Here is a 25,342-nt window from a genome sequence, read left to right on the forward strand (position 1 = left end):
TCACCTTCCCGGCATCACTGAGGTGGCAGAAATCAGGTGTTGGCCTATGACTCTGTCGTACCAGGAGCTGGAGGTCATGCACAGGGTCACCTGATAGAGGGGAAAGCGCTTGCCCTCGTCGTTCTCCGGCACCAGGGCTGACAGGGAGGCGATGCTGTTTTCGGGCTCACAGGAGGTCTCGCCTGCAAAGCTCTTGCTGAAGCTGGTTTGACTCCCCTCAACCAGGGATTGCACCGTAATGCCGAACTGGTCCTGCTCCTCAACTTGACTCTTGTGCAGCAGCCGGGCGGCGATATCACGTATCTGCTTAAAATCCTCCAGGCTCAAGGTAACTCGACCCTCATAGAAGCGCTGACGCTCTTTGACCAGGTTTACCAGGGAGTAGCTGACTCTGTCCAGCTTGGCCCGGTTCAACACCTGTTGGGAGAGGTCGGCACTGAACAGGAACAGGGTGACCAGGAACGCCAGTACAAAGGCCATTTCGATGGCAAAGGCGCCTCCCTGCATTTTCGGTGCGTTAAGGCCCATAACCCCACCCCTCATGCTCCTGGATGGAGAGAAGGCGCCGGCTAATGGTTCGGTTGCCAACGACGCCAATGTAATAGACAGGCTGATAGTCATAGCTGAGCTCCACCTCAACGATGGGGCAACGGTCGTTACAGCTGGCGCTGGCATTGCCGGCGGCCAGGTCTGCCAGGCTGTCGTAAAAGGTACGATTGAGACGGTACCTCTCAATGTCCACCAGGCTGTGCCACATCTCACCGTCATGGTTGAACATTTCGGCCAGACGCTCGTCATAGCCCTGACCCATCCGCTCTCCCTCGAACACCCGGGTATCCCGGGCCGATTCCGACAGGGCGGTTTCGGTGAGGTTGACGATGTAGACGAAGCGACTCATCTCGAAGATGGCAAAGGTGGTGAGAAACAGCACCATGGCACCCAGGGCAAACTCAATGGTGAGGACACCGTGCTGCTTGCCTTTCGAGGTGACTTTGTTCATGGCGACAACCTCTGTAACTGTTGCAGCACTGGTCCCAGGGGTTGGTCTGGGTAGAGTGTGGCGAGCAGCCTGTGAGCCCGGTTCAGATCGCCCCCTTTGGCCCAGGCCAGGGCCAAATTGGCCTGGATCTGAGGATTGTCCGGATGGCGGCGATAGAGGGGTTCGAGCATGGCAATGGCTTGTTGGTAGTGGCCCTGGGCGAGTTGCAGCATGGCCAGATTGTTTTTGACCGCCAGCTCATCATGCCCCCTAAGCCTGGCGCGGTTAAAGGCGGCCTTGGCCGCATCGTACTGCCCTAACTGGGCGCGAGCGACACCCTGCCTCAGGGCCAGTTCGCTGCTGGTCAGGCCTTGTTGCTGAGCCTTGGTGTAATGTTCCAGGGCCGCGGCAAACTCGCCCTGGTCGGCGGCAGCCTTGCCTGCCAGCAGGCTCTGCTGAGGGCTCTGGTGGCCGAGAGTCTCCAGGTGGCCTAGGTAGAATCGGGCAGACTCCAGATCGTCATTCCGGTAATAGGCGTGGGCCAGTTTCAGCAGCAAGGTTGTATCATCGGGTCGGTTCTCCAGTTGCCCCCGCAAGTGATCCGCCAATCCGGCGTAGTTGCCGGCAGAGGTAAGCTGGAGTTCCGCAGAGGGGGCGGGTGCCTCTGTGGAGGCACAGGCCGAGAGCAGCATTAGGATTGGGAGGAGTTTTCTGATCATGATTTGAAATCCAACATCAGCTGGGTGATTCCGGGGGCCAGAATCAGGATCACAATGGGAAACATGATGAGCAGAATCAGTGGGACACTCATCTTGGCGGAAAGCTTGCCAATCTTCTCCTCGACGGAGAGCACCTGCATCCGGCGCATGTCTTCGGACAGGTCTGACAGCACCTTGGCAATGGAGGTGCCGTACTGAAGGTTTTGTATCAGGGTGAAGGAGAAGGAGCGGATTTCCGGAGTGGGTACCCGTTCTGCAAGGTCGTGCAGTGCCCGTTCCAGCCCCTTGACCGCCGCTGCGTCAGAGGTTTTGCGAATCTGGTAGCACAGGTCCTGATCAAAGGATTGGAGCTCCTCCCCCAGATAGCGAAAAGCGGCTTCGATAGTCATGCCGGTCTGAATGCACACCGCCATCATATCCAGCATGTAGGGCAGCTGGCGGGCGGTTTTGGCGATGAGCCATTTTTTCCTCATCCCCAGGTAGAGATCCGGTAGCATGATGATGGCCACCAGAGTCAGGGCGGCGGTCATTATCTTGTGGGTCCCGCTGAGGCCGGACAAGGTGATACCGGCCAGGGCAGCAAGCAGGAGGCCATACTTGGCAGGCATAAAGTAGCGCGCCCAACTGCCGTGATAGATACCGGCCTCCACCAGCTTCTGCTGCAGTTCCGCTTGCTGGTTCTGACCAAACCGGTTCAGCAACTGATTGACCCAACTGATGGCGTTGCCCTCTTTGGGCTGCAGGTAGCCGCGGATTCGAGATTCCCGGCTGCGGCTCTGCACTGCCTGGGTCAGCATCCAGGCAACTGCGGCGGCGAACATCAGGGCGATGGCAAGATAGATCATCAGCGAATCCCCCTGACCAGCAGCCAGATGATGGCCAACCCCAATGTCTCACTGCCCAGGACATAGAATAGGATCCAGCGGCCATCGGGGTGAAACAGCACAAACTGCAGATCGTCCGGATTCAGCCAGTGCATGATCCCCAGAAAGGCCAGCGGCAGGGCGGCGACGATCTTGGCGGAGAGGCGGGCTTCCGAGGTCAGGGCCATCTTCTTCTTCTCCATGGCCCTGGAGTCCACCAGAACCCGGATCAGCTTGGCCATCACCTGCTTAAGCTGGCCGCCCCGGCTCATGTTGGCGCGGATGGTGACCACAAAGAACAGGTAGGCGGGGTAGGGGAAACGTTTGCAGGAGCGGTTAAACACCTGTTCCGGCGGTTCACCGAGTTTGAGGTGCTCTCCGACGTGCTTGAACTCCAGGCCGATGTCGTTATCCAGAGTCTTACCCACATAGATAATGGACTGGGTGATGCTGTCTCCGGCGGTGATGGCGCTCATCATGATGTTGAGGGCATCGGGGAACTCCACTTCAAATCTGGCTCGGCGGCGGCGCAGCATCAGGTTCCAGCCCCAGACCAAGGCGGCCAGGGTGACGGCAACGGGCAGCAGCACCGGGTTCAGCATCAGCCATTTCTGGTTCAGGTAGGAGGAGGCGGTAAATACCAGCATCAGGAACAGGCCGATTTTAATCCAGGCACCATCCCCCATCAGTTCCAGTGCCGGGTCTGCCAGTTCCTTCAGCTTGAGATAGAGCCGCGACTTAGTCAGGTTTTTGAGGTTGACCGCCAGCGGGATCTGCACCTCTTCGATGGGCTCTTCCGGTCGCAGGAACTCTACCTTGGGATCCGGCTTATTTTTGCGGTAGAAGGCCAGGGCCAGGCCGCCGAGGATCAATGCGATGTACAGGCTCATGCGGGCACCCCTGTCTGGAACGCCTCCATCAACTCGTCATGCAGACCGTAGTAGGCGGCTTGTCGCATCAGCATGGAGCGCTGCATCAGTCCGGAGGTGACAAATTCACCGGTGATCTTGTCCCTGGATTGCTGATCGTCGGAGTGGAACTGGAACAGCTCTTCCATCACCGCGTTGTCTCCCTCCAGGCCAACCACTTCGCTGATGGAGGTGATCTTGCGGCTGCCGTCGCGCATCCGGTTGACCTGGACGATCAGGTGCACTGCCGAAACTATGGTGCGGCGGATGGCGGACAGGGGCAGATTGAGATTGGCCATCATCACCATGGACTCGATGCGGGCCAGGGCGTCCCGGGGAGAGTTGGCGTGCAGGGTGGACATGGAGCCGTCGTGGCCGGTGTTCATCGCCTGCAGCATCTCGAACGCTTCGGGGCCCCGACACTCGCCCAGGATGATGCGATCCGGACGCATCCGCAGGGCGTTGATCACCAGGGCTCGCTGGGTGATGGCGCCGGTGTTCTCGACGCTGGGGGCGCGGGTCTCGAGGCGCACCACATGGGGCTGCATCAGCCTGAGTTCGGCGGCATCCTCGATGGTCAGGATACGCTCATCTTCGGCGATGAACTGGGACAGGGCGTTGAGCAGGGTGGTTTTACCCGAACCTGTGCCGCCGGAGATGACGACATTGAGGCGGCAGCGGGCGGCGATCATCAGCACTCTGGCCATGGGCTCCGACAGGGTGCCGAATTTCACCATATCCTCCAGGCCAATCTTCTGTTCCCGGAACTTACGGATGGAGATGGTGGTGCCATCCAGGGCAACCGGCTTGAGGACGATGTTCACCCGGCTGCCATCGTCCAGGCGAGCATCCACCATGGGGGAGGACTCATCCACCCGTCGTCCAACGCGGGAGGCGATACGCTGGGCAATCTCCACCAGTTGCTGCTCATTGACAAAGGCCAGGTCGGAGCGGTGCAGCTTGCCACCCCGCTCGAAGAAGATGTCGTTGACCCCGTTCACCATGATGTCGGTGATGCTCTGGTCCTCCATCAGCGGCTGCAGTGGCCCCAGACCCACGAGTTCATCCACCAGGTTCTTCACCAGACCGGCACGCATTACCGCCGGCACCGGGGTGTGATAGTTGGAGGCCAGTACCCCGACCGCCCCCTCGATCTGGGCGGTGAGCTCGTTGCGGTTCATACCTGTGATGGCGCTGGCGTCCAGTACTTCAAAGATACGGTTGCGAAAGTCGGCGTAGATCGCCTTGCTGGTGCTCATCGTTTAAACACCTCTTTGAACAGGGTCAGGGGGGAGGACTTCTGGGGAGCCAACTGGCCGTTGATCAGCCGGTAGAGTGCAGTCAACGGCTTCTGCTTGCCCGATTCCTGCTTATGGAGGCGGCGCCCCTCCAGCACCAGATGAGAGGTCTGCTTGTTGAAGGGGATGACGATGTCCATCTCCCGCTCCATATACTGCTTCATCTCCTGCTGGCTCAGGGAGAAGGCGCCCTCTGGCCGGTGGTAGTTGGCCACCAGCAGCACCCGGGTGTCATCGCCGCTGTCCAGGTTGTGCTTGGCTACGGCCTCCAGCAATTGCTGGCCGTTGCGCAGTGAGGTAACGGAGGGCTCCAGCACCAAAACAATCATGTCGCTTCGCTGTATCAGCGTCCCGACCTCCAGGGGAAAGTCGATGGAGGCGGAGTAGTCCTCTATCAAGAAGTTGGCTCGACGCAGCAGAAGGTCACACAGGGTGTGGCTGAATTCAGTTAACTCTTTCTGGGGCGAGTCACCGGTGAGCCCCAGCAGGGAAAGCCGTCGGCTGACATGGGCCAGATAGCTGAAGGCGGCGTCCTCGTCCAGTTCGTGCAGCTGCAGGCTGATGTTTTTCACATCCTGCTTGGCCAGGTCTTTCTGGCCCAGAATGATGTCGATATTGCTGTGGCAGTACTTGTGATCCACCAGTATGGTTTCAGCGCCCGAGCCCGCCAGGGCTGAGGCCAGTTCGGTGGCGATCAGGGTATTGCCACAGCCGCCGCGACTGCCTACCACGGCAACCCGTTTGGCCTTGCGGTTCTGGCTGACTCCGGAGAACTTCTGCTGGTTGGCGTGCACATGGTGGAGGAACTCGGTGAGCTCCTGCTTGCCCACAGGCCAGAACAGGTAGTAGAACCCCATCTCCTTGAGGGCGCGCATGGTGGTGATGGCGTCCTCCTTGCCGATGATGATGATCCCCTTCTTGTTGGGCATCTGGCTGGCAAATTGACGGGCATCGGCCACCACATTGTCCGAGTCGTTGAGCTCCAGGATGACGATGTCCTGCAGCTTTTCCGGGTTGATCCCCTGAGACTCTCGCTGGCAATGAGGGGTTGGCCATCCCTCGAAACGGCATACCTCCAGGACCAGGTTGTGACACTCGGGAGTCTGGTAGAAGAGACTGAAGCCCGCCGGGCCCCGCTCTTCAGGTTCACTCTTGGCATTGGCGCTGATCGCCTTGGCGAGATCAAACATGTCAGAGGCCCCCTTTTGCCTGTGAGTCGGGGTGACGGGTGTGGGTTACCCGGTTGGCATCCACGGCACACCCGAGTCTGGGGTAGGGCTGTTTCAGGCTATGGGCTGGGCACTCGCTGGTCTGAGTTTTCCAAAGGGCAACTCGAAGGCTGATGGGGGTGTCCAGTCTGGTGTCCTCAACCAGCGTGATGCGGCCGGGGTTGAGTCCGTCAGCCAGTAGAGATTGCCTGAGTTGCTTGGCTTGCCTTTCCCACGCGGGAGCATGGTGCAGGACAAAGCGGGCAGCATCGGCATCAAACTGGGCAACCAGTTCCGACATCTTGGTTTTCATGGCGCTGGCATCCTTGCCCTTGGGGCTTAAGTCAAATCTGTGCTGCTCCGCATAGATAACAGCTTCAGATCCCGGGGTATCCATGCCATGGTCGGCGCACCCACCGAGCAGGGCTGCGCCCAGTACGGCAGCCAGCAGAGAGGAAAGAGTTCGAATCATTGGATAAAGCCTCCACGCTCCAGCAGCTCAAGGGTGATAGCCTGCTCCTTGGTGTCATTGGGGTTGGGATCCGGCAGATTAAACAGCCGGGTCAGGGTGGTGCTTCGTTGGATATGGGGAAGCACAATCTGATCTTGGGTGACCGGCTTGACCAGATTGACGGTGGCGATGATCACCAGTTCGGTTTTGCGCCGGGTGGTGGTGGCTTTGCGGAACAGGCCGCCGAAGAAGGGAATGTCGCCAATGCCGGGCACCCTGGCCAGCTCCTCCACCTCTTCGCTGCTCATCAATCCGCCTAGCATAAAGCTGTCGCCATCCCCCAGCTCGACGGTGGTCATGGCACGCCTGGCGCTGAGCTGAGGCACTTCGATCCCAAGGGTGCGCACATAGCCTTCGATGGCGCTCACCTCTGGGGCCAGTTGCAGACGGATCTGCTCCTCGTTGATCACCTTGGCGGTCAGGTCCAGGCCGATGCCAAACTCCTTGAAACTGATGTTGGTGGTGTTGTTGTTGGTGACGATCACCGGTACTTCGCCGCCTACCAGGAAGCTGGCAGATTCACCGGAGATCACCGTGAGATTGGGCTCGGCCAGCAGCTCAGCCAGGCTGTCATCACCCAGGGCGGTGATGATGGTGGAGAGATCCGCCGCTTCGAAATCGGCGAAGGTGAAGGTGCCGGGCAGGGAGCCGATGGAGGACCAGTCTACCCCCAGGGTTTCGTTGAATTCGTCGGTGACCTGGGCCACGGAGATCTTCACGTTCACCTGCTGGGGCCTGTCCAGCTCCAGCAGTTCGATGATCCCCTCAAAGGTGTAGAGGCGGTGAAAGGTGGCCAGGCCGCTCTCCTTCATGCCGTTGTCGAACTCCAGCAGTTCGGTTTCGCCATAACGGTCGATACGCTGGCGGCCCAGCAGCCCAGCCACCAGGGCATAGATCTCATCCCGCTGCTTGTCGCTGAACACCCTGCCCTTGACCGCCACCTGGCTGCCCATGGCGGCCAGCTGGATGTTGAGGTCCGGGTAGCGTAACCGTATTTCCTGCCTGACCGGGGCCAGGTCGATGTCGACCCGCACCAGATCCGAGGCCAGTACCTTGCCCGACTTGGCGTAGACAATCAGCCGGGTCTGACCCAGCCCCTGGCCGAACAGCACCAGCTGACGCTCTCCCACCACCTTGTAGTCCGCCACCCCGGGCTGACTGACGAAGATGGTGCCCAGCTCTTCATTGAAATTGATATCCAGGGCGTCCCCTTGGGTAAGACTGCGCTCACCGGCGCTCAGGCAGAGGGGCAGGGCCACCAGTAGCAGGGAAAATAGACGCATCATCGCAGTGCCTCCTGCCGCTGGATGGCGGTGTTGCCGCGCAGCTCCTTGATGCCGGTGTAGTTGGCGATCACATCGCTGACCTCGGCATCGGGGATGGGGTGTTGTCGCTGGCTGCGGTAGATCTCGATGGACATGGTGCGCTGTGCCAGGGAGAGGCGGGAAACCGTCTGCGGCAACACCTCTATCACCACTGTGGTCTGTGTTTCGCCGTTGACCCCCACCTTGGCCTTGACCCCGTTGTCCGACTGATTATCCAGGGACATTACCCGCACGTTCTGCATCAGCAGTCCGGCGCGCACTCCGCCAAAGCTGGCCAACCTGGCGTGCGCGTCGGAGAGGTTGGTGTCCGGAGAGCTGACCGTCAGCAGGTCGATGTAGTCGCCGGGATGGATGTAGTTGTCCACCAGGTTGGTGGCGGAGATGGTCAGCGGATAGAGCACCATCCCCTCTGAGGTAAGCAGGTCCAGATAGCCTGGCTGGCCGGGCTGGCTCAGCTGTTCGGGGAAGACCCACTCGCCGGCCGCTATGTCTCGGGCGGCCAGGGTGGCGGGAACCAGGCCCAGATCCACATTGTCACCCGCACCCAGTTGGGCCGCCTCTGCCTGGGGCAGGGTCACCCGCTTCAGGTGGGAAGCGTTCAGCTTATCTCCCATGGTCACAGATTCTGTGGCCTGCCACAGGGTAACCAGTTTGGCGTCGGGGGTGGCTGTGGCCGCAGGCTGGGTGTCGCCGCTGGCCAGATCCAGGATGCCGTAGAGGCCGAAGATCACCGCCAAAAAGGCGATAAGGTAGGTCACTTTTGAACTCATAATGTGGTTCGCCGTTCGACTGTTTTAGGTGTTGGACGTCGAGATCAGAAGCTGGAATCCCACCCCCAGCAAGATGGCGAGGCCATAGGGGAGTCCCGGGTCTTCCTTGCTCCGGTCAAAAATTCGGTACTTGATGAGGTAGCCTGCGGCCAGCACACCGCCGATAAGCAGTATCCAGAAGCTGGCGCGCAGCAGCTCATCCGGGGTCATCAGCGGCGCCAGGGCCATATACAGCTTGGCGTCGCCGCCGGCCCAGAAACGGACCAGGTAGAGACCTAGGCCGATAACTGTGGCCAGGGTGAAACTCTGCAGTGCCTCCGGCCAGTTGCCGCCCATCAGGGCGGCCAGCCAGGTGAGCAGCAGCAGCAGCCCCACCTGGCCGTTGGGTATCCGCCGGTGGCGGACATCCCACAGGGCGATCCAACATGCTCCCAATGTAATAACAGCGGATAAAGATGGAAGCACAGTGGAACTTCCGCCTTGCTTAGGTAGTTGGTGTTGCTGCTGTTAATTTCTTTGCGATGCTTTCAAAAGCTTGCTGAAGTTCGGCAAGAAACTTTCCATCGGTGGAAGCTAGTACACCGGCCAGCATGGCTGCCATAGCTACACCAATCAGGCCATACTCGATGGCGGTCACACCGCGCTCGTCGCGCTTGAAGGTGGTCAGGGCGGCTTGGACTTTGGCGTAGGTTTTGATCATGTTCACTGTCATCTCCTTATAAACATATTTAGGCGTGAATGAATCACGGAATTGATGTTATTGAGATGTTGTGACCTTAAAAAGATGGGTTCCATAAGAGAGGCTTATGGATAAGGGCGTGGTTATAGTATTTTCAATAGCTTAGTTATTGGTTGCATCCACCTGATTTATTATTAATTTTTGATGAGTGTACCATTTGGTATAGGTTGAGCAGTGGGATAGTCGGGTATTAGTGTCTGAGTATAGACGAAAAAGGGAGCGAACAAGTTTCGCTCCCTTTAAAAATCATCAAATTTGATGAGTCAATAATTATTGACGGGCGTTTGCCAGTTTATTAAACAGCCACAGCCCGGCATCATGGAATTGATGGCCATTGGGCCACAGTAATGTTGCACGCCAATCAAATTGAGAAATTCGGTCGAAGTCAAACTGGATAGGGGTCAGTTTGTTTTTTTCCAAATCCTGCTTAATGACGAAGTCAGGCAGGCAGGAGATGCCTATGCCACTGCGACAGAAACTCAGCAGGGTATTGAGATCCTCTACCTGCCAGACCTGCACCATATCGGTCATTTTGCGCATGGATTGCTCCGGCAAATTGGTGGGCAAAAGCAGCCTGGAGTGGCACAGGTTGGCGTAACGGATCGGCTGCCCCAAAGATTCGGCCAGCTGAGGCGAGGCGACCCAGTGACTGCTTATCTGAAAAGCATCAATGGAGGTGAAGTCCACCATATCGGTTTTCGGGAACAGGCCAAGAACTGCATCTAATTGTTCATCTGAGATTTTTTGCAGGAGCGACTGACTGTTTTGCTGAACCAGATAGAGCTCCACATGGGGAAAGGTCTCGGCAAATTCTGACATGATGGAAAGAAGTTCCGGAGTGCCCACCAAGGGGTCGACTCCGATGCGCAGCCTGGGTTCGGCGACGCCCTCCAGGGAGCGGGCCTGTTCCGAGAAGTGCTCCACCTGAGAGAGCATCATCCTCGCGTCTTTGAGCAGACGCTGTCCCTTTTCTGTGAGTCTGGGGTATTTACCCTGACGGCTAAAGAGATCGAAGCCCAAATCAATCTCCAGGTTTTGCACCTGTTGACTGATGGCCGCTTGGGTCTTTTTTAATTGTCGTCCTGCGGCGGTAAAGGATCCTTCCTCGGCGGCAGCAACAAAGGCTCTGACTGCTTCCAGTTGCAGTTTCATAAAGCGGTTCCTAATAAAACTTGGGCACAAGTTATTTAGAAGAAATGGGTCGATTATTGGGGGCCCACTCATTAGAGATAATTATTGTTGGCGTTTTTGTCTGTCAAGATCAATAGTGAATGCCGCTCAGGGGTGACTTTTTTTCATCTGCGTTTGTTGCGTTATGCAAAAATGTTGGGCTTTAACTTTTCAAGTCGCTGACTTAATAGAGTTTTTTGTATTGGCACGGAAATTTCATAATCCCTCGCAAACCATTGTTTGGAGAGGAAAAGATGACCCGAATAGCCACACTGCTACTGACCGTCTCAACGGGCGTCGCTGCCACACCTTTTGAAAACTGTCCAACGGAAGCCTTCCTGTTTCAGAAGGACACCACGGTGTATGGAGTGGACCTGGTGACCGGTGATTATGAGGTTTTAAAAGAAGATTTGACCCTGGCTGGCAATGTGAACGCCATCGGTTTCAACCAGACGGATAACTATATTTACGGATTCAGTAAGAGTCAGCTGAAGGTGGTGCGTGTTGGTGGTGATTACGAAGCCCAAGTGCTCAATGTTTCCGGTCTGCCCTCCGGTGTTCACTTCTATGTGGGGGACGTCACCAACAACACCTACTGGATCTACCATAAGAATCATGGCCTCTACGCCATCTCCCTGTCGGCGTCCGACCCGAACTACCTTAAAGCGGTGAAGATACCGGGAGCGGATACCTCGATGAACCTCACCGACTTTGCCTTTCACCCGGATGATGGAGAGCTGTATGCGGTGGATAACGGCAGCGGCGCGGTGTATCAGATTGATACCAGTGACGGCAGTCGTGAGATTCTGGGGTATGGCGGCGTCACCGGCACTTTTGGCGCCGGCTACTTCGACAAGAGTGGCTATTACTACATCAGCCGCAACCAGGACGGCAATATCTTCCGGCTGGATCTGCGCAATCCCGAGCAGCTGGATCCGACTGCGGAGTTCTACGCTAATGGCCCCAGTTCCAATCAAAACGATGGTGCCCGCTGCGCCATCGCGCCTGTGGTGGCCGACAATGTCGATTTTGGCGATGCCCCGGACAGCTACGGCACCACCATGGAGGAGAACGGTGCCCGTCACAGCCTGGAGCCGCAAGGTCCCATGCTGGGCAGCAAGGTGGATGCCGAGTCGGATGGCTACAAATCTCCCAGGACCGATGAGTCCGTAGGGCTTAATGACGAGGACGGCATCAGCTTTAAGAATGGCCTGACCGCCGGACAGGCCGCCATTATTGGTGTGTCAGTCAGCCGACAAGCGGGTTACCTCCAGGGCTTTTTCGACTGGAACAGCGATGGCGACTTCGATGACGCCGGCGAACACGCGGTGCAGGATGAGTGGCTGGCCGTTGGCAGCAGCGACATTCAGGTAACCGTACCTGCCGCTGCCTCGGGAGTGGTGCAGACCCGGTTCCGTATCGCGTCCGATGCCGGGGTACGTTCTCGCGGCGGCGCGCCGGATGGTGAAGTGGAGGATTACGCAGAAGCCGTCCTTGCCCCGGGGGTGACCCAGATTCACTATCCCAGCAGCGGGTGGGCCACCGTCGCCTTTGAAGACCGCTGGCCCAGGATGCCCGACTACGACATGAATGACGTCGTGGTTGACCTGAAATTCACCCAGTACCTGGAATCCGGGCAGATAACCCGGGTTAAGGTGACCGGTCAGCTGCGTGCGGTTGGGGCGGCTTACCACAATGGCCTGGCGCTGCATCTGCCTGGCATCAGCCGTACCAACATCGGCAGTGGGTCTACTCTGACCAAATCGGGCAGCCGGGTGGAGGGGGCAGGTCTCGAAGCGGGACAGAGTAATGCGGTGTTTGTGGTCAGCGAGGATCTGAAAACGGAGTATGTCTCCAGCTGTCTCTACTATCGCACCGAACAGGGCTGCAATGATGAGATTCAGATGCCGTTTGAGCTGGACATTCAGTTTGCCCAGGGGGTCCCGGCCAACGCCATGCCCCGTGCGCCTTTCGACCCTTTTATCTTTGCCAGCCCGGGTAAGGCAAGGACAGGTTTCGATGCTCCCCCAGGTCGTGCCCTGGAGATCCATATGGCGGACTTCCCGCCCACCGATCTTGCCAGTGACCAATATTTTGGTCGCGAGCAGGATGACAGCAACCCCGGCAGCGGCCGTTACTACCGCACCGGCAACAGCCTGCCCTGGGCGTTGGAGTTCAATCATCAGTGGAGCTACCCCGCAGAGCAGCAGGACCTGTTGCAGACTTACCCCAACTTCGAAAAGTACCTGGAGTATGACGGTGGCCAGTATACCGACTGGCATCAGAAGAGTAATGGCGTGCAGCAGAAGCTGTTTGATTGAGGAGATGGAATATGAAGAGTTTCAATGCGGCAGTGTTCACCCTGTTTCTGTGTGCCTGTGGCGGAGGTGGTGGAGACAGTGCGTCGGCACCGGATCCGGTAACCCCCGCGGTGCCGGACGCGCCGGCAACACCGGATACCCCACAACCACCTCAGACGACAGCGGATCTGGTGGCCTCTCCCCAGATGAATTTTGCCAGCAGCAGTGAACTGACGGTGTTGGTGTCGGTGAATCCAGACCGTTCCGCTTACGTGGCGCTGTACGCCAGCTTCGGTGGGACGGGGGCAAGTTATCGGCCCGACTACCAGAATCGGCTGGCGGCGGGCGTGACCGAAGGCGGAAGGTTTGAGGCCGCGCTGATGGCCGCTGACGACCAGCAACAGCTGTTGGTGGAGGTGTGGTATCACGGTGACACTGCGCCTCTGCAGCAGCTGTTCCCATTGCCAGCCGAGCGTATTGAGTGGGAGTTGTAACGGAGGATGTTCCGAGGCAGGCAAGGGGGCGGGTGGCCGGATTAAGCACTTGCCTGCTCTGCTGTTTTGCTCTCCAGAGGCTCGCAATCCAGACTCATCTGGCACACAATGAATCCACTTTCGTTGTTCAGAGGGAAAACAATGGCCAAGGTTGCCTTTATTGGATTGGGCGTCATGGGTTACCCCATGGCGGGTCACCTGCAGCAGGCGGGACATGATGTCACCGTATACAACCGTACCACCGCCAAGGCACAGCGCTGGCAGGAGCAGTATGGCGGCAGCTATACCTTGACCCCCAAGGATGCCGCTCAGGGGTGTGAGTTCGTCTTTGTCTGTGTGGGCAATGATGACGATCTTCGCCAGGTTGTGGCTGGCACCCAGGGTGCCCTGGCGGGGATGAACTCAGGTGCGGTGCTGGTGGATCACACCACAGCCTCGGCCGATGTGGCCAGGGAGCTGGCGACCATGGCTGCCGAGCAGGGCATCGGCTTCGTGGATGCGCCGGTTTCCGGGGGACAGGCGGGCGCCGAGAATGGTGCGCTCACCGTGATGGCCGGCGGTGAACCGGAGCAGTTTGAGGCGGCGCGACCGGTGATCGATGCCTATGCCAGGTGCGCCGAACTGATGGGGCCTGTGGGCAGCGGTCAGCTGTGCAAGATGGTCAATCAGATCTGCATCGCCGGTGTGGTTCAGGGGTTGGCCGAAGGGATGCATTTTGCCCAGAAGGCGGGCCTGGACGGGGACAAGGTGCTGGAGGTGATCGGCAAGGGCGCGGCTCAGTCCTGGCAGATGGACAACCGTGGCCATACCATGCTCAAAGATGAGTATGACTTTGGCTTTGCCGTGGACTGGATGCGCAAAGATCTCGGCATCGCCCTGGATGAAGCCAGAGGCAACGGGGCTCAGCTGCCATTGACCGCTTTGGTGGACCAGTTCTACGCCGAGGTGCAGCGACTGGGTGGCAGCCGTATGGACACCTCCTCATTGAAACTGCGCTTACCCAAATAGAAATGCCGCCCATAGGGGCGGCATTTTTTTGTCTTGTCACCAAGAGGTTATGCGCTCATTTTCCAACCTGGGTCCTGATTCAGACCCCGGTTAAAGACCAGGCGGCGTCGACCCGCCTGCATCTTTTTGACGCTCTTATTAAGCTTCCGCTTTGAAAACTTCAAGCTTCACCCGACTGACTGTGGCCAGGGCATCGCTGGCGCTGTGAACAAAGCTGATCTGGCCTCGGGCACTCTCCACCAGCACGGCGCGGTGGATGCTGTCGAAGGACAGTCCCATACGAGCCATACCGTTCAGGGCGATCTGCATCGCAGGCAGGCTGGGGTTGAAGGCGGCGTTTTCGGCGTAGCGACCCACAAACACCCGGCCAGTGTCCGTTTCCAGGGCGATGGCCGCCGGAGTCTTGGAGTAGGGGGCGTAGGAGGCGTTGGCTTCACGCAGGGCACGTTGCACCAGGGAGTCATCGCTCTCCAGTACCATCTCATGATCGTTGCCGTCCAGCAGGCCATCTTCCATACCCAGGTCCTTGGGCCCGAAGGCGTAGGGCAGGTAGTGAGTCAGAGGCTGCGGCTGCTGCTCGGGCAGGCGGATGGTCAGGCCGTCGTTGTTGTTCAGCTCGGTCATGAACTGACGACAGTGGCCACAGGGAGAGTAGTTAACGGTGATCCCCACCAGTTTACGCTCGCCTGCCAGCCAGGCGTGGCTGATGGCAGATTGTTCGGCGTGAACGGAGTGGAACAGGGCTTCCCCTACCAACTCCATGTTGGCACCCATATAGGCGTCGCCAGACACCCCATGGGCGATGGCGCCAACAAAGAAGTTGGAGATGGGCGCGTAGGAGAGTGTCGCAGCGATGGGCAGCAGAGCCAGGTACAGCTCGGTGCCACTTAAGCCGGATTTCTCACTGAGCTCCTTCAGCTGTTCGGCGGACAGGTGGCCGGCAAAATGCTCGGTCAACATGGGGGCTACCGCCTCCGCCAAGGCTTCGGGCATCTGAGTCAACGCGTCGGCAAAACGGGTACTCATCCTCAATCCTCAAATTATGAAACTGGGTTACAGTTTAGGTGGTTGCGGATCGTTCTGATGTGATGCCGATCACACCCACTTCCAAATATAGAGGAAGTGGGCAACATTTCTTTAATTTACAACGATTGAAGATGATGATAGAGCGCTTTCAGTAACCCCATCTTGGTCTCATCCTGTTGATGAGTCTCCACTAACTGCTCCAGGCGCATCACATATTCGGGATCGTTGATCCTTTCCTGACAGTGGCTTTGCCAGCGCTTCTGCTCCTGCTCAGACAGGGTTTGCGGGTAGTTGCGGGCCCGGAAGCGGAAGAACAGCGGGGCCAGCCTGGGATCGCTGAACTGGGGATTGAGCGCTGCCAGGTGCTCAGGGGCGGTGGTGCGGATGAGCTCCATCTGACTGCGGTCGCTATCGGAGAAGAAGCCGCCGTAAAGCTGCTGGTCCACATCCCGGCTGTCGTCGGAGGGCCACTCTTCGCTGTAGAGGGCGGTGAGCTTCTCCCGAACCTGCTGATGATGAGTGCGCAGCAATTTGTAGTTGTCCCGGCAGCGCTGCTTATCCAGTCCCAACCTTTGTGCCTGGGCATCCTCCAGGGTGGCCGCCGGGGCGATGAAGGGGCTCTTGTTGAAGTGCAGCAGCTTCACCGGCACCCGCAGGTCACCCTCGCCGAGCTCACGGCTGGGGGTATAGAGGCGCTCTTTCAGTTGCTCGGCGCTCCACTCGATAAGCGGGGTGACGTCCTGATGAAGGTCGACCACCACCACGGCATTGCGGTTCTCCGGATGCCAGGCCATGGGCATCACCAGGGTGGCGCAGCCCTGGCTGGCAGGGAAGCGTGAGGAGACATGCAGCAGGGGCTTCATCGCCAGCACGTCCACCAGTTTGGCCACCGCCTGTTTGCGTCTCAGGCCAAAGAACCAGTCGTACAGCTTGGGCTGAGCCTCTTTGATCAGCTTGGCCAGGGCGATGGTGGCCTGCACATCGGACACCGCGTCGTGGGCATTGCCATGATCCAGGCCGTTGGCGGCGGTCAGGTGCTCCAGCCTGAAACTGGGGTTGCCGTCGTCGCGCAAGGGCCACTCTATGCCTTCGGGACGCAGCGCGTAACAGGCGCGCACCAGATCGATGATGTCCCAGCGGCTGTTGCCGTTCTGCCACTCCCGGGCATAGGGATCATGGAAGTTGCGATACAGGGTATAGCGGGTCACTTCATCATCGAAACGGATGGAGTTGTAACCGACGGTGCAGGTGCCGGGCTTGGCCATCTCCGCTTCCACCTTGGCGATAAACTGCGCCTCGACTTCGCCCAGGCGGTTGGCGCGCTGAGGGGTAATGCCGGTGACAAACATCGCTTCCGGTGAGGGCAGGTAATCTGCGGGCAGTTTGCAGAACAGCTCAATGGGCTCGCCGATGGGATTGAGATCCAGATCGGTGCGGATGGCAGCGAACTGCGCCGGGCGATCGGAGGAAGGGTTGGCACCCCAGGTTTCATAGTCGTGCCACAGCAGGCTTGGGCCGTCGGTCATCGAAACTCGGTCTTTTACAGGAATTTGGGCTGAGTATACACCAGTGTGCCGCCGGCGACAGCGTCGGGGGTGTTGGTCCGCTGGCCGGGGCCGATGGCCGTTTAGCCACTTGGGCCACTCTTGCTGACATCCATCGGGGAAGCTGTGCCATTGCCTGCTCTTAGGACCTGGCGCAGCTTGCGGAACTGGCGCCACATCGCCAGCCTGAGGAGTCGTCGCTGACTTGCGGGGGGATCGGCGTAGCGCAGACGGTTGAAGAGGCGTTGCAGGTGGCGAACCGGGAGAGCAGCAGCTGGGCAGTGGTTCCGGGTTAGGGTCACCAGTTGGGATACCGACGCAGCGGGGGCTGGTCGGGCACCGAGCTGGGTCAGGCGCTTTGACAACCAGCGCCACAGCAGCAGCTCCAGAGAGGGCAGTCTGGGCGGGGTCAGCATCCTGGCGAGTTTCAGGTGAATCAGCAGGGTGCCGAGCATGATGGCGGCGGCCAGCAGCAGCAGGTGCTGAACGGAGAGGCGTCCCAGCCACTGGCTCAGCCACTGCTGCTGACTGAGGCGGTCAAAGCCGCTGACCTGCTGATGCCACAGGGCATTGAGGCTGTCGGCCCAGGCGCCCAGGGTGCGCACCGGGGGGCTCTCCTTCAGCCAGCCCGTCAGCCCCCACCACTGGGCCAATCGCTGCTCCCCCAGTATCTGTACCCGGTCCGGCGCCACCATGTTGGTGGGGTCACTGCGGACCCATCCCTGAGAGGGCAGCCAGTACTCCACCCAGGCGTGGGCGTTGAGCTGACGCACCTGAAGCCGGTTGCTGTCGCCCAGCCAGCGCCCTCCTTGGTAGCCGGTGACCAGCCTGGCGGGAATGCCTGCGGCCCTGAGTACAAACACCATGGCGCCGGCATAGTGACCGCAGAATCCGGCCTGGGTCTCAAACAGGAAGTCGTCTATCTCATCGGGGCCCGTCGCCGGTGGAGAGAGGGTGTAGTGGAAAGGGTGCTCCCTGAACCTGAGCAGCACTCTGTGGACAATCTCTCTTTGGCTAAGGCCCATCAGGGATTGTCCCAGTTGTCTGGCTCGGGGATTGCCCGACGGAGGCAGCTTAAGGGCCTCGGCGATCGCCGCAGGGGCCGCCGGTACTGCCCTGGGCCGCCAGCTCAGCACCTGATCCTGGGGATTCCTTCCCTGCCACAGTCCGTCCCCCAGAGGGCGCATGCCGGGGGAGAGTCCCTGGCTCATGGCCAGGGTGGGTAGTCTGACTCCGGAATACCAGTGGCTGATGCGGTACAGGTGCCCCTCTTCCGCCCGGGTCGCGGTCATGGCGTCCAGGGGGTAGGGGCGGGCGCCGTGCCAGGTACGGCCATCATAGAGGTTGTGAATCCACACCCGGAAATAGAGCAGCTCCTGGGGAGGTCGCAGCTCGAAGCTGGCGTTGAAGGCCATTTCGGTGGACTGGGTCAGCTCGGCAATCTCCCCCAGGGACAGGGTATCACTCAGGCCGGTTTCCGCCCCCGGGCGCACGCCCTGGTGCCAGAGAGGGTCCACCCTGGGGATCAGCAGATAGAGCAGCAGGGTCATGGGCAGGCTGAACAGGGCCAGCCGCAGGGTGGTGCCCAGGTTGCTGCGGGCAGAGCTGCTGCTGTGCAGGCTCAGCAGTACGGTGATGTTCAGGGTGAACAGCGCCAGGGCCGAGGCCAGTTTCAGCGGGGATTGCTGGGGGATGAGGCTCAGGGAGATCAGGAAAAAGCCCACCAGGGTCAGCACCAGGATGTCCCGCCGGGAGCGCACCTCCAGGGATTTCAGGCTGTAGGCCAGGGCGATCATCACCGACAGGGTGATGGCCAGCCCTTCCCTCAGGTAGAGAGGCACCAGGCTCAGCAGCACCATCAATGAGATCAGAAACAGCACAACCGGGCGGGGCGGCGGGACTTTTCCGAGAAAGATCGCCAGCCGCCAGGCCAGGGTCAGGTTGGCGATGGCCAGAGCCCAGTCCGGCAGGATGCCAATCAGGTGCACCACCATCATCTGCTGGGTCAGCAGCAGCCACCCCAGGGTTTGGCGCAGGTTTGCCTGAGGGGAGTCAGCCCCCATGGGGCACCTCGGCCAACCTGTCCAGAACTCTGCCCAGGTGGTCGCCATCCAGCCCTGGGGTGATCGTCATACGAGCTCCCCGGAGCCCAAAGGGAATCCCCTGCTGCTGGCAGTGCAGCGCCGCACCGGCCAACTGACTGAGGTGCTGCTCCAGATCGCCGTGGCCAGGGTTGAGTTCCAGCCAGTAGGCCTCGTTACTGTGTTCATTGAACTGCTTGAGCATCTTGCCACGCTGTCTGGCCAGCTGTTTCCAGTCCATTCGAGAGAGGCTGTGGCCGGGTTGCCAGGGACACAGCCCATCCAGCTCCTGCCACTGGCTGGTCTGGGATGGGGAGGACACCGCAGGGATGGACTGGCTTGGCGGCAGCGGGCTGGGCCAGACCCAACACCCTACCTCTGGCCTGATATGGGCCCAGACCCGGCACAGACCCAGGGGGTAGTGACTGCTGACGCGAACCCTGCCGGGGCTCAGCCTGCCTCGCTCTCTTCCCGGCTTTCCCAGCTCGAGTCGCTGCCCCGGGGTGGCCAACAACTGCAGCCGCTGCTGGGCACCTTCGTCCAGGCTCAGTGTCAGTGCGTGGCGTTCACGGTTGCTGATCAGCTCCAGGGGAAACCCCACCTGCTGGCCGGCAAAGCTGGAGCGACCCTGCTGAAACCTCAATGAGAGTCCGGAGAGGTTGCGAAAGCAGATCAGCAGGCAGGAGCTGAACAGGCTGAACATCAGGAAGGAGAGGATCAGGATCAGGTTGTTCTGGTAGTTGGAGCCAAAGACAAACAGCACCCCGGCAAGGGCAAGATAGAAGAGACCAAATCTTGAAGGCAGGATGAGAATGTCGTTGTGTTCCAGGCGTGCATTAGGGCAGGCCTGAATCTCCGGTGGTTGCCAGAATCTCGGAATCTTCATCGGATGGGATTTACCCTGTCCAGCAACCGCTGAGCGCCGGAACTGCCCCTCTCTCCGGTCCCCAGCCTGTGGCCAGCCACGGCGGCAAACACCGCCTGAACATCGTCGGGCACGGCAAAACTGCGACTGTCCATCAATGCCCAGGCGCGGGCGGCGGCCAGCAGGGCTCTGCTGCATCTGGGGGAGAGGGGCAGCAGGCCTTCATTGTTGTCCCGGCTGAGCTGCACCAGATCCAGCAGATAATCCAGCACGGGTTCGGCAACGGCGATGGCGTCGGCCTGTTGTTGCATCAGGCTGAGATCGGCGGCATTGAGCAGGGCCGGCAGCTCCCGCACCCTGTCCGCCAGATGATCGCCCCGCAGCAACAGCTTTTCCGAGTGAAGGCTGGGGAAACCCAGGCTGAGTCTCATCATAAAGCGATCCAGTTGGGATTCGGGCAACGGGAAGGTACCGGATTGCTCCTGAGGGTTCTGAGTGGCAATGACAAAGAAGGGATCGGGCAGGGAGCGGGTGGTGCCATCGCAGCTGACCTGGCGTTCGGCCATCGCCTCAAGCAGGGCGCTCTGAGTCTTGGGGCTGGCACGATTCACCTCATCGGCCAACACCACCTGACTGAACAGTGGACCGGGGTGGAAGCGAAACTCCTGGGAGTCCGGAGAGAAGATGGAGAAGCCGGTGAGATCGGCCGGCAGCATATCTGCGGTGAACTGCACCCGCTGGTGACTCAGGCCCAGGGTGGTCGCCAGGGCCTGAGACAGGGTGGTCTTTCCCATCCCGGGGAGATCCTCTATCAGCAGGTGGCCACGGGCGATGAGACATGCCAGCGCCAGCCTGATCTCCCTGGGCTTATCCAGCACCACCTGCTGCAACTGACCGAGAACGGGGGCCAGGCTCTGCACCATATTGCGCTCCTTGGGGTTATCACACCCTCAAGGATAGTCGAGCCCGGCACTGCCGTGAGCCCCAGGCGGCTCAGTAGCGGCGGCGCAGCTCCTCTTCGGAGAGCAGCAGACCGGGCGTGCCCAGCAGGTCGTTGTAGATCAGCTGGTAGCTGAGCACCGCCTTGACGTAGTCGCGGGTTTCCCTGAACGGGATGGTGTCCACCCACTGGTCGGTGGCCAGGTTACCGTCGGAACGCTTCAGCCAGCGGCTGACCCTGTGGGGGCCGGCATTGTAGGCGGCGGTGGCCAGGATGCGGTTGCCCTCATAGCGCTCCAGCAGTTGACTGATGTAGGCACTGCCCAGGCGGATGTTGTACCCGGGATCATAGAGCTGGCTGCGTCCGGTGTAGGAGGTGCCGATGCGCCGGGCGGTCTCCTTGGCCGTGGAGGGCAGCAGCTGCATCAGGCCATAGGCGTTGGCGCCGGAACGGGCCCTGGGGTAGAGGGCGCTTTCCCGTCGGGCGATGGCACGCAGCAGCTCCGGGTCCAGTTGCCAGTGCTTGCCCTGGCGGTTGAACTCGTCGTTGTAGGCGTTGGGGAAGCGCCATGGGATGGCATTCCAGGCTCTGGCGGTGATGGTGCCCTGAACTGTCAGGAAGTGCCAGCCCATCTCATCGGCCAGGGCGGTCAGGGCATGCTGCTCCTCCTTGGTTACCCTGAGCAGTTGCCAGCGCCACTCGGCCCGGGCTTCCGGCAGTCTGTCCAAGGCCATCAGCTCGGTAATTCGCAGCAGGGCGGGTAACTGAGCGACCTTGTTGCTGGCCTGGACTGAGGGGCTGGGCAGGGTGGTGTTCATGTTGTAGGGCAGCCCCAGTTGCTGAGAGACCAGGAAGCCGTAATAGCTGCGCTCCTTCGCCAGTTCACGGTAGGCGGCCATCGCCTCCTGCTCCAGTCCCAGCTCCTCCAGCGCCCGGGCGCGCCAGTAGCGCCAGTCGTCCGCTTCCACATCCTGAATCCGCGACAGCCACAGGTTGATTTGGGCCCAGTCGCCGTTGCCGATGAGCTGGCGGGTGCGGCGGATGATCAGGTCATCATCGGGATACTGCTCCATCAGGGAGGCCAGCTGCTCCGTCCAGATGTTGTCACCCAGGGCGCGGCGGATCACCTCCCGTCGTACCGATGTTTCCTGTTCACCCAGCTCTCCCTGCCAGTTGAAGTACTGCTTGAGGGCGTAGTCGGCGTCTGATCGAGCCAGGCGTTTCAGCGCCGCCGCCGCCATCTGCGGCCCCTGGGGGTAGCGCTGGAGATGGCCTTTTTTGCGCACCTCTCTGGGGTATCGGTAGAGGCGCACCAGGCGTTCACCCCGGCTTTGCCACTCCCCCTTGAGCAGGGTGTTGAGGTAGGCCAGGCGTTGCCCCTGACGAGCGTCGAAGGTCAGCAGCATCCGCTGCCAAATCAGTTCGTTGGTTCTGCGTCCAGCCTTACGCCACTCTTTCAATAGCGGGGTGCAGGCTTCGGGCAGGCTTTTCGGGGTCAGCCACAGCTCGCTGGCCCCTTCCCAGGCGACTTCTGGTTCGCCCAGGGTCCGCTTGGCGCGATAGAAGTAGCATTTGAGGTCGGTGCTTCTTGGCGGCTGGGGACTGATGGCCACAAAGCTGTCCCAGCGTTTGCGTTTGCCCGCCTGCATCAGGAATCGGTGTTTAAAGCTGTCGTATAGGGGGGTATTGGTGAGGCTGGCCAGGATCTCCACCGCCTGCTGGGTGGTCAGCTCACTCATCTGGGTGGTGCGATACTCGAACTCCAGGTAGGGCGCCAGGGGATAGGTCTTAAGCCGTTTTCTCAGCAGGTGGTATTCAGCCTGGTTTCCGGACTCGATGGCGTTCATCGCCTGTTCGAAGGCCTCCCGTTGAGTCGCTTGTGCCCAACTGTGGGCGCTCAGCAGAGCCAATACCAATATCAGCGTCCGGGCAATCCAACCCATTGCTCCTCCCTTGTTCGTGTTCAGTCGCCCTTATTCCCCCGCTGCTTCGTCCAGGGTGGGGTTGAGGGCGTCCTCAAGCAGAGATGCCTGAGGCTGTTTGCTGGTGGTGGCGCCCAGCTGTTTCATCTGTTCCGCCTGACGCAGCAGGTTGCCACGCCCGGAGGAGAATTTGTTGACCGCCTTGTCATAACTGCCTTGGGCGGTTTCCAGGGCTCTTCCCACCTTGAGCAGATCGTCGGAAAAGCCCACCAGCTTGTCGTAGATCTTACCCGCCTGACTGGCGATCTCCTGGGCGTTGCGGCTTTGGTGCTCGAAGCGCCACAGGTTGTTGATGGTACGAAGGGCTACCATCAGGTTAGTGGGGCTGGTCAGCAAAATGTTCCGCTCCAGTGCGAAATTTACCAAGTCCGGGTCCGATTCGATGGCGGCGATGAAGGCCGGCTCTACCGGGATGAACATCAGCACATAATCCAGGGTGCGGATCCCTTTCAGCTTGTGGTAATCCTTCTCTGCCAGTCCCTTGATGTGACCCCGGATGCTGGCCAGATGCTCGCGCATCCCCTGCTCAGCCTCAGCGTCCTGTTCAGCATTGAAGAAGCGCTCGTAGCCCACCAGGGAAACCTTGGAGTCGATCACCACATCCTTGTCGTCCGGCAGGTGAACCACCACATCGGGTTGGTAGCGTTTGCCATCCTCCTGCTTCAGGGCGGCCTGGGTGTCGTATTCGTGACCTTCACGCAGGCCACTCTGGCTCAGCAGCCGAGCGAGCACCACCTCGCCCCAGTTCCCCATCGCCTTGTTGTCGCCCTTGAGGGCCCGGGTCAGGTTGAGGGCGTCTTCACTCATCCTCAGGTTGAGGGCCTTGAGATCCTCAAGCTGGTGTTTCAGGGCGAAACGCTCCCGGGTCTCGCTGGTGTAGCTCTCCTGTACCTGTTTGCGGAAACCGTCGAGCTGCTGTTGCAACGGGTTGAGCACGGCCCCCAACTGGCTGTTGTTGGCCTCGGTGAGGCGGCGGCTCTGGGAGTCGAAGATGCGGTTGGCCAGGTTTTCAAACTCCATGCTAAGGCGCTTTTCGCTCTGCAGCGCCTGTTGCAGCTGTTGGCGCACCCCCTCCTCCTTGGCCCGGCTTTGGGCCAGGGCGCCATGGAGGTCGTTAAGGTATCTCTCCTTCTCCTGCAGCTGGGACTCCAGTTTCTCCAGTTGCTCTCGCTGGTTGGCGGCGGTGACCTCCAGGGCGGTGGCGTCCTGCTCCGCACGCCGACGGGGCCCGAATTGCAGGGCCCAGCCCAGAATCAGTCCCAGCAGGGCAGTGAGGGCCAGCAGGCCCAGGGTAAGGGGGTCCAGAGTCATAGCAGTTTGATTCTCAAGGGGTGATGAAGCCTAGGGTGGCACCGGGATGCAGCGCTATCAAGGGGCAAGAGGCCAAGCGGTGCAAAAGCAGCCTGCTGAGGGCGTTGCAGTTTCTGCAAAATGGAAATTCCAATGATTGCATAGCGAACGTCTGTGCTATCACACATTGAAATTTTTTCGTCATTATCTCTTGTGGGCCGGGAGAACATGGCAAACTATACAGCCTCTTAAACCAGGAGGCTGAAGGTGGCCATGAACGACATATTGACCTGGCGAAGGCTGAGGCGGCTCAGTCTGTTTGATCTGGAAGTCTTTGTGCTTCTCAGCCAGAAGATGAACTCCAATAAGGTGGCTGAATCCCTGGATGTGCTGCCCTCAAAGGTGAGCCGAACCTTAAGCGGCTTGCGAGACACCTTCAATGACCCTCTGTTTGTCCGTCGGCAACGCGGCTTTGAGCCTACTCCTTTGGCGATGCGTCTCTACCCCAGAGCCGATGCATTGCTGGAGATGGCCAAGGAGATGCCCCATGAGCTGATGCAGCCAGAGGCCGCCAACTCCAATGCCAGGATTCGAATCTCGACCCCGACGGCCCTGAGTCAGGGATTGTTGAAACACCTGCGCACCCTGGCGGAAGCCCGGGGAGAAAAGCTGGATATTGCCGTGGTAACCGGAGGCACCGAGCCTGTGGCCCCCAATGACAGCAATCAGGTTGATATGGCCATCTACTATGGGTTTGAGCCCTGGAAGCATGTGGAATCAAGGCTGATCTGTTACAACAACAACCCGATGGTGGTCGCCGTAAAAGATCACCCTATTTGGCAAAGGAAGGCCGAATTGCACCTGGCTATGTTGGATTTTCCCTTCGTGGTCAATGAGCTTCCCTCCTTCAATGAGGGTCGTGATCCCATGGAGGATTACGCCAATGCCATGGGGAGAACACTTGAGATTGAGGCGAGGGTGTCCTCATTGCCCGATCTGGTGGCCATTCTTCAGGAAGGGAGGGCTTACTCCATCATTGGTGGCAGAGGCAGCCAGGAGTATCTGGAGGCGCACGGCAATATTGTGGCGGTTACCATGCCGGCTCTGCTGAGACGCAAGTTGCACAGCCTGTTCAGTGGCAACTCCACCAATCTGGGGGTTTACCTGCATTGCAACAAACCCAGCCTCTGTCCTGGATGGTTGGTCGAAGCCCTTACTCAGTTCGTTAAGCGAAACTACGAAGGCTAACTCGGTACTGATACAGCGTTTTCTTGAAACTGGGTGAAATCATATGGGGCCTTTCTGGGTCTTATTGGTTAACC

General features: G+C 59.6%; 24 protein-coding genes. 4 read left to right on the forward strand and 20 right to left on the reverse strand.

Annotated features, from left to right (window positions below; all coding sequences use genetic code 11):
- The 13 genes from tadF to G505_RS0102590 all read right to left on the reverse strand — a co-directional run bounded on the left by tadF (position 1) and on the right by G505_RS0102590 (position 10,472).
- Positions 1 to 528: a tight adherence pilus pseudopilin TadF gene (gene tadF / locus G505_RS20345; protein ID WP_169628182.1), complete on the reverse strand. Its 528-nt coding sequence runs from the start codon at positions 526 to 528 to the stop codon at positions 1 to 3.
- A complete protein-coding gene (locus G505_RS0102535) occupies positions 518 to 1,000 on the reverse strand; it encodes a TadE family protein (protein ID WP_028108154.1) in 483 nt (160 codons plus the stop codon). The genes tadF and G505_RS0102535 overlap by 11 nt, the downstream gene beginning before the upstream one ends.
- Positions 997 to 1,698: a tetratricopeptide repeat protein gene (locus G505_RS0102540; protein WP_084643754.1), complete on the reverse strand. Its 702-nt coding sequence runs from the start codon at positions 1,696 to 1,698 to the stop codon at positions 997 to 999. The genes G505_RS0102535 and G505_RS0102540 overlap by 4 nt, the downstream gene beginning before the upstream one ends.
- The gene (locus G505_RS0102545) at positions 1,695 to 2,543 is read right to left on the reverse strand and encodes a type II secretion system F family protein (RefSeq protein ID WP_035385007.1); all 849 of its coding nucleotides are present in this window, start codon (positions 2,541 to 2,543) and stop codon (positions 1,695 to 1,697) included. The genes G505_RS0102540 and G505_RS0102545 overlap by 4 nt, the downstream gene beginning before the upstream one ends.
- Positions 2,543 to 3,451, reverse strand: a complete 909-nt coding sequence (locus tag G505_RS0102550) for a type II secretion system F family protein (RefSeq protein WP_028108157.1) — start codon at positions 3,449 to 3,451, stop codon at positions 2,543 to 2,545. The genes G505_RS0102545 and G505_RS0102550 overlap by 1 nt, the downstream gene beginning before the upstream one ends.
- Positions 3,448 to 4,728 carry a TadA family conjugal transfer-associated ATPase gene (locus G505_RS0102555; RefSeq protein WP_028108158.1) on the reverse strand — a complete coding sequence of 427 codons (1,281 nt, stop codon included), beginning with the start codon at positions 4,726 to 4,728 and terminating at the stop codon, positions 3,448 to 3,450. The genes G505_RS0102550 and G505_RS0102555 overlap by 4 nt, the downstream gene beginning before the upstream one ends.
- Positions 4,725 to 5,957: a CpaE/TadZ family protein gene (locus tag G505_RS0102560; RefSeq protein WP_028108159.1), complete on the reverse strand. Its 1,233-nt coding sequence runs from the start codon at positions 5,955 to 5,957 to the stop codon at positions 4,725 to 4,727. Before G505_RS0102560 ends, G505_RS0102555 begins: the two co-directional genes overlap by 4 nt.
- 1 nt (position 5,958) lies before the next feature.
- On the reverse strand, positions 5,959 to 6,447 hold the full coding sequence (locus G505_RS0102565) for a hypothetical protein (RefSeq protein WP_028108160.1): 489 nt from the start codon (positions 6,445 to 6,447) through the stop codon (positions 5,959 to 5,961).
- Positions 6,444 to 7,772, reverse strand: coding sequence for a type II and III secretion system protein family protein (locus G505_RS0102570; RefSeq protein ID WP_028108161.1), 1,329 nt, complete (start codon positions 7,770 to 7,772; stop codon positions 6,444 to 6,446). Before G505_RS0102570 ends, G505_RS0102565 begins: the two co-directional genes overlap by 4 nt.
- Positions 7,769 to 8,581, reverse strand: a complete 813-nt coding sequence (cpaB, locus tag G505_RS0102575) for a Flp pilus assembly protein CpaB (RefSeq protein WP_028108162.1) — start codon at positions 8,579 to 8,581, stop codon at positions 7,769 to 7,771. The genes G505_RS0102570 and cpaB overlap by 4 nt, the downstream gene beginning before the upstream one ends.
- Before the next feature lie 24 nt (positions 8,582 to 8,605).
- On the reverse strand, positions 8,606 to 9,016 hold the full coding sequence (locus G505_RS20350; RefSeq protein WP_169628183.1) for an A24 family peptidase: 411 nt from the start codon (positions 9,014 to 9,016) through the stop codon (positions 8,606 to 8,608).
- A 49-nt stretch (positions 9,017 to 9,065) separates the two neighbouring features.
- Complete coding sequence (locus G505_RS0102585; RefSeq protein WP_028108163.1) at positions 9,066 to 9,281, reverse strand: Flp family type IVb pilin; 216 nt, start codon at positions 9,279 to 9,281, stop codon at positions 9,066 to 9,068.
- 309 nt (positions 9,282 to 9,590) lie between these two features.
- Positions 9,591 to 10,472: a LysR family transcriptional regulator gene (locus G505_RS0102590; RefSeq protein WP_028108164.1), complete on the reverse strand. Its 882-nt coding sequence runs from the start codon at positions 10,470 to 10,472 to the stop codon at positions 9,591 to 9,593.
- A 272-nt stretch (positions 10,473 to 10,744) separates the two neighbouring features.
- On the opposite strand from G505_RS0102590, the gene G505_RS0102595 reads away from it, so the two are divergent.
- The 3 genes from G505_RS0102595 to G505_RS0102605 all read left to right on the forward strand — a co-directional run bounded on the left by G505_RS0102595 (position 10,745) and on the right by G505_RS0102605 (position 14,292).
- Entirely contained in the window at positions 10,745 to 12,811 is a 2,067-nt protein-coding gene (locus G505_RS0102595) for an LruC domain-containing protein (protein WP_028108165.1), read from the forward strand.
- Between the two features lie 11 nt (positions 12,812 to 12,822).
- Complete coding sequence (locus G505_RS0102600; RefSeq protein ID WP_028108166.1) at positions 12,823 to 13,284, forward strand: hypothetical protein; 462 nt, start codon at positions 12,823 to 12,825, stop codon at positions 13,282 to 13,284.
- A 141-nt stretch (positions 13,285 to 13,425) separates the two neighbouring features.
- On the forward strand, positions 13,426 to 14,292 hold the full coding sequence (locus G505_RS0102605) for an NAD(P)-dependent oxidoreductase (protein WP_028108167.1): 867 nt from the start codon (positions 13,426 to 13,428) through the stop codon (positions 14,290 to 14,292).
- A gap of 138 nt (positions 14,293 to 14,430) precedes the next feature.
- On the opposite strand, the gene cdd is transcribed toward G505_RS0102605, so the two are convergent.
- The 7 genes from cdd to rmuC form a co-directional block, all read right to left on the reverse strand.
- Positions 14,431 to 15,318 (reverse strand): cytidine deaminase, encoded by an 888-nt coding sequence (cdd, locus tag G505_RS0102610; protein ID WP_028108168.1) that lies wholly within the window; start codon positions 15,316 to 15,318, stop codon positions 14,431 to 14,433.
- 116 nt (positions 15,319 to 15,434) lie between these two features.
- Positions 15,435 to 16,844 carry an exodeoxyribonuclease I gene (sbcB, locus tag G505_RS0102615; protein WP_028108169.1) on the reverse strand — a complete coding sequence of 470 codons (1,410 nt, stop codon included), beginning with the start codon at positions 16,842 to 16,844 and terminating at the stop codon, positions 15,435 to 15,437.
- A gap of 101 nt (positions 16,845 to 16,945) precedes the next feature.
- Positions 16,946 to 18,925 carry a transglutaminase TgpA family protein gene (locus G505_RS20355; protein ID WP_051215822.1) on the reverse strand — a complete coding sequence of 660 codons (1,980 nt, stop codon included), beginning with the start codon at positions 18,923 to 18,925 and terminating at the stop codon, positions 16,946 to 16,948.
- On the reverse strand, positions 18,915 to 19,829 hold the full coding sequence (locus G505_RS0102625; protein ID WP_028108170.1) for a DUF58 domain-containing protein: 915 nt from the start codon (positions 19,827 to 19,829) through the stop codon (positions 18,915 to 18,917). The genes G505_RS20355 and G505_RS0102625 overlap by 11 nt, the downstream gene beginning before the upstream one ends.
- Positions 19,826 to 20,731: an AAA family ATPase gene (locus G505_RS0102630; RefSeq protein ID WP_028108171.1), complete on the reverse strand. Its 906-nt coding sequence runs from the start codon at positions 20,729 to 20,731 to the stop codon at positions 19,826 to 19,828. The genes G505_RS0102625 and G505_RS0102630 overlap by 4 nt, the downstream gene beginning before the upstream one ends.
- Before the next feature lie 70 nt (positions 20,732 to 20,801).
- On the reverse strand, positions 20,802 to 22,691 hold the full coding sequence (locus G505_RS0102635; RefSeq protein WP_028108172.1) for a transglycosylase SLT domain-containing protein: 1,890 nt from the start codon (positions 22,689 to 22,691) through the stop codon (positions 20,802 to 20,804).
- Positions 22,692 to 22,721: 30 nt separating this feature from the next.
- Positions 22,722 to 24,041, reverse strand: a complete 1,320-nt coding sequence (gene rmuC, locus G505_RS20360; protein WP_051215823.1) for a DNA recombination protein RmuC — start codon at positions 24,039 to 24,041, stop codon at positions 22,722 to 22,724.
- Positions 24,042 to 24,293: 252 nt separating this feature from the next.
- On the opposite strand from rmuC, the gene G505_RS0102645 reads away from it, so the two are divergent.
- Positions 24,294 to 25,268, forward strand: coding sequence for a LysR family transcriptional regulator (locus G505_RS0102645; RefSeq protein ID WP_157508988.1), 975 nt, complete (start codon positions 24,294 to 24,296; stop codon positions 25,266 to 25,268).
- The last annotated feature ends 74 nt before the right edge of the window (positions 25,269 to 25,342 follow it).

Origin of the sequence: Ferrimonas futtsuensis DSM 18154, assembly GCF_000422645.1 — a bacterium.
Taxonomy (GTDB): domain Bacteria; phylum Pseudomonadota; class Gammaproteobacteria; order Enterobacterales; family Shewanellaceae; genus Ferrimonas; species Ferrimonas futtsuensis.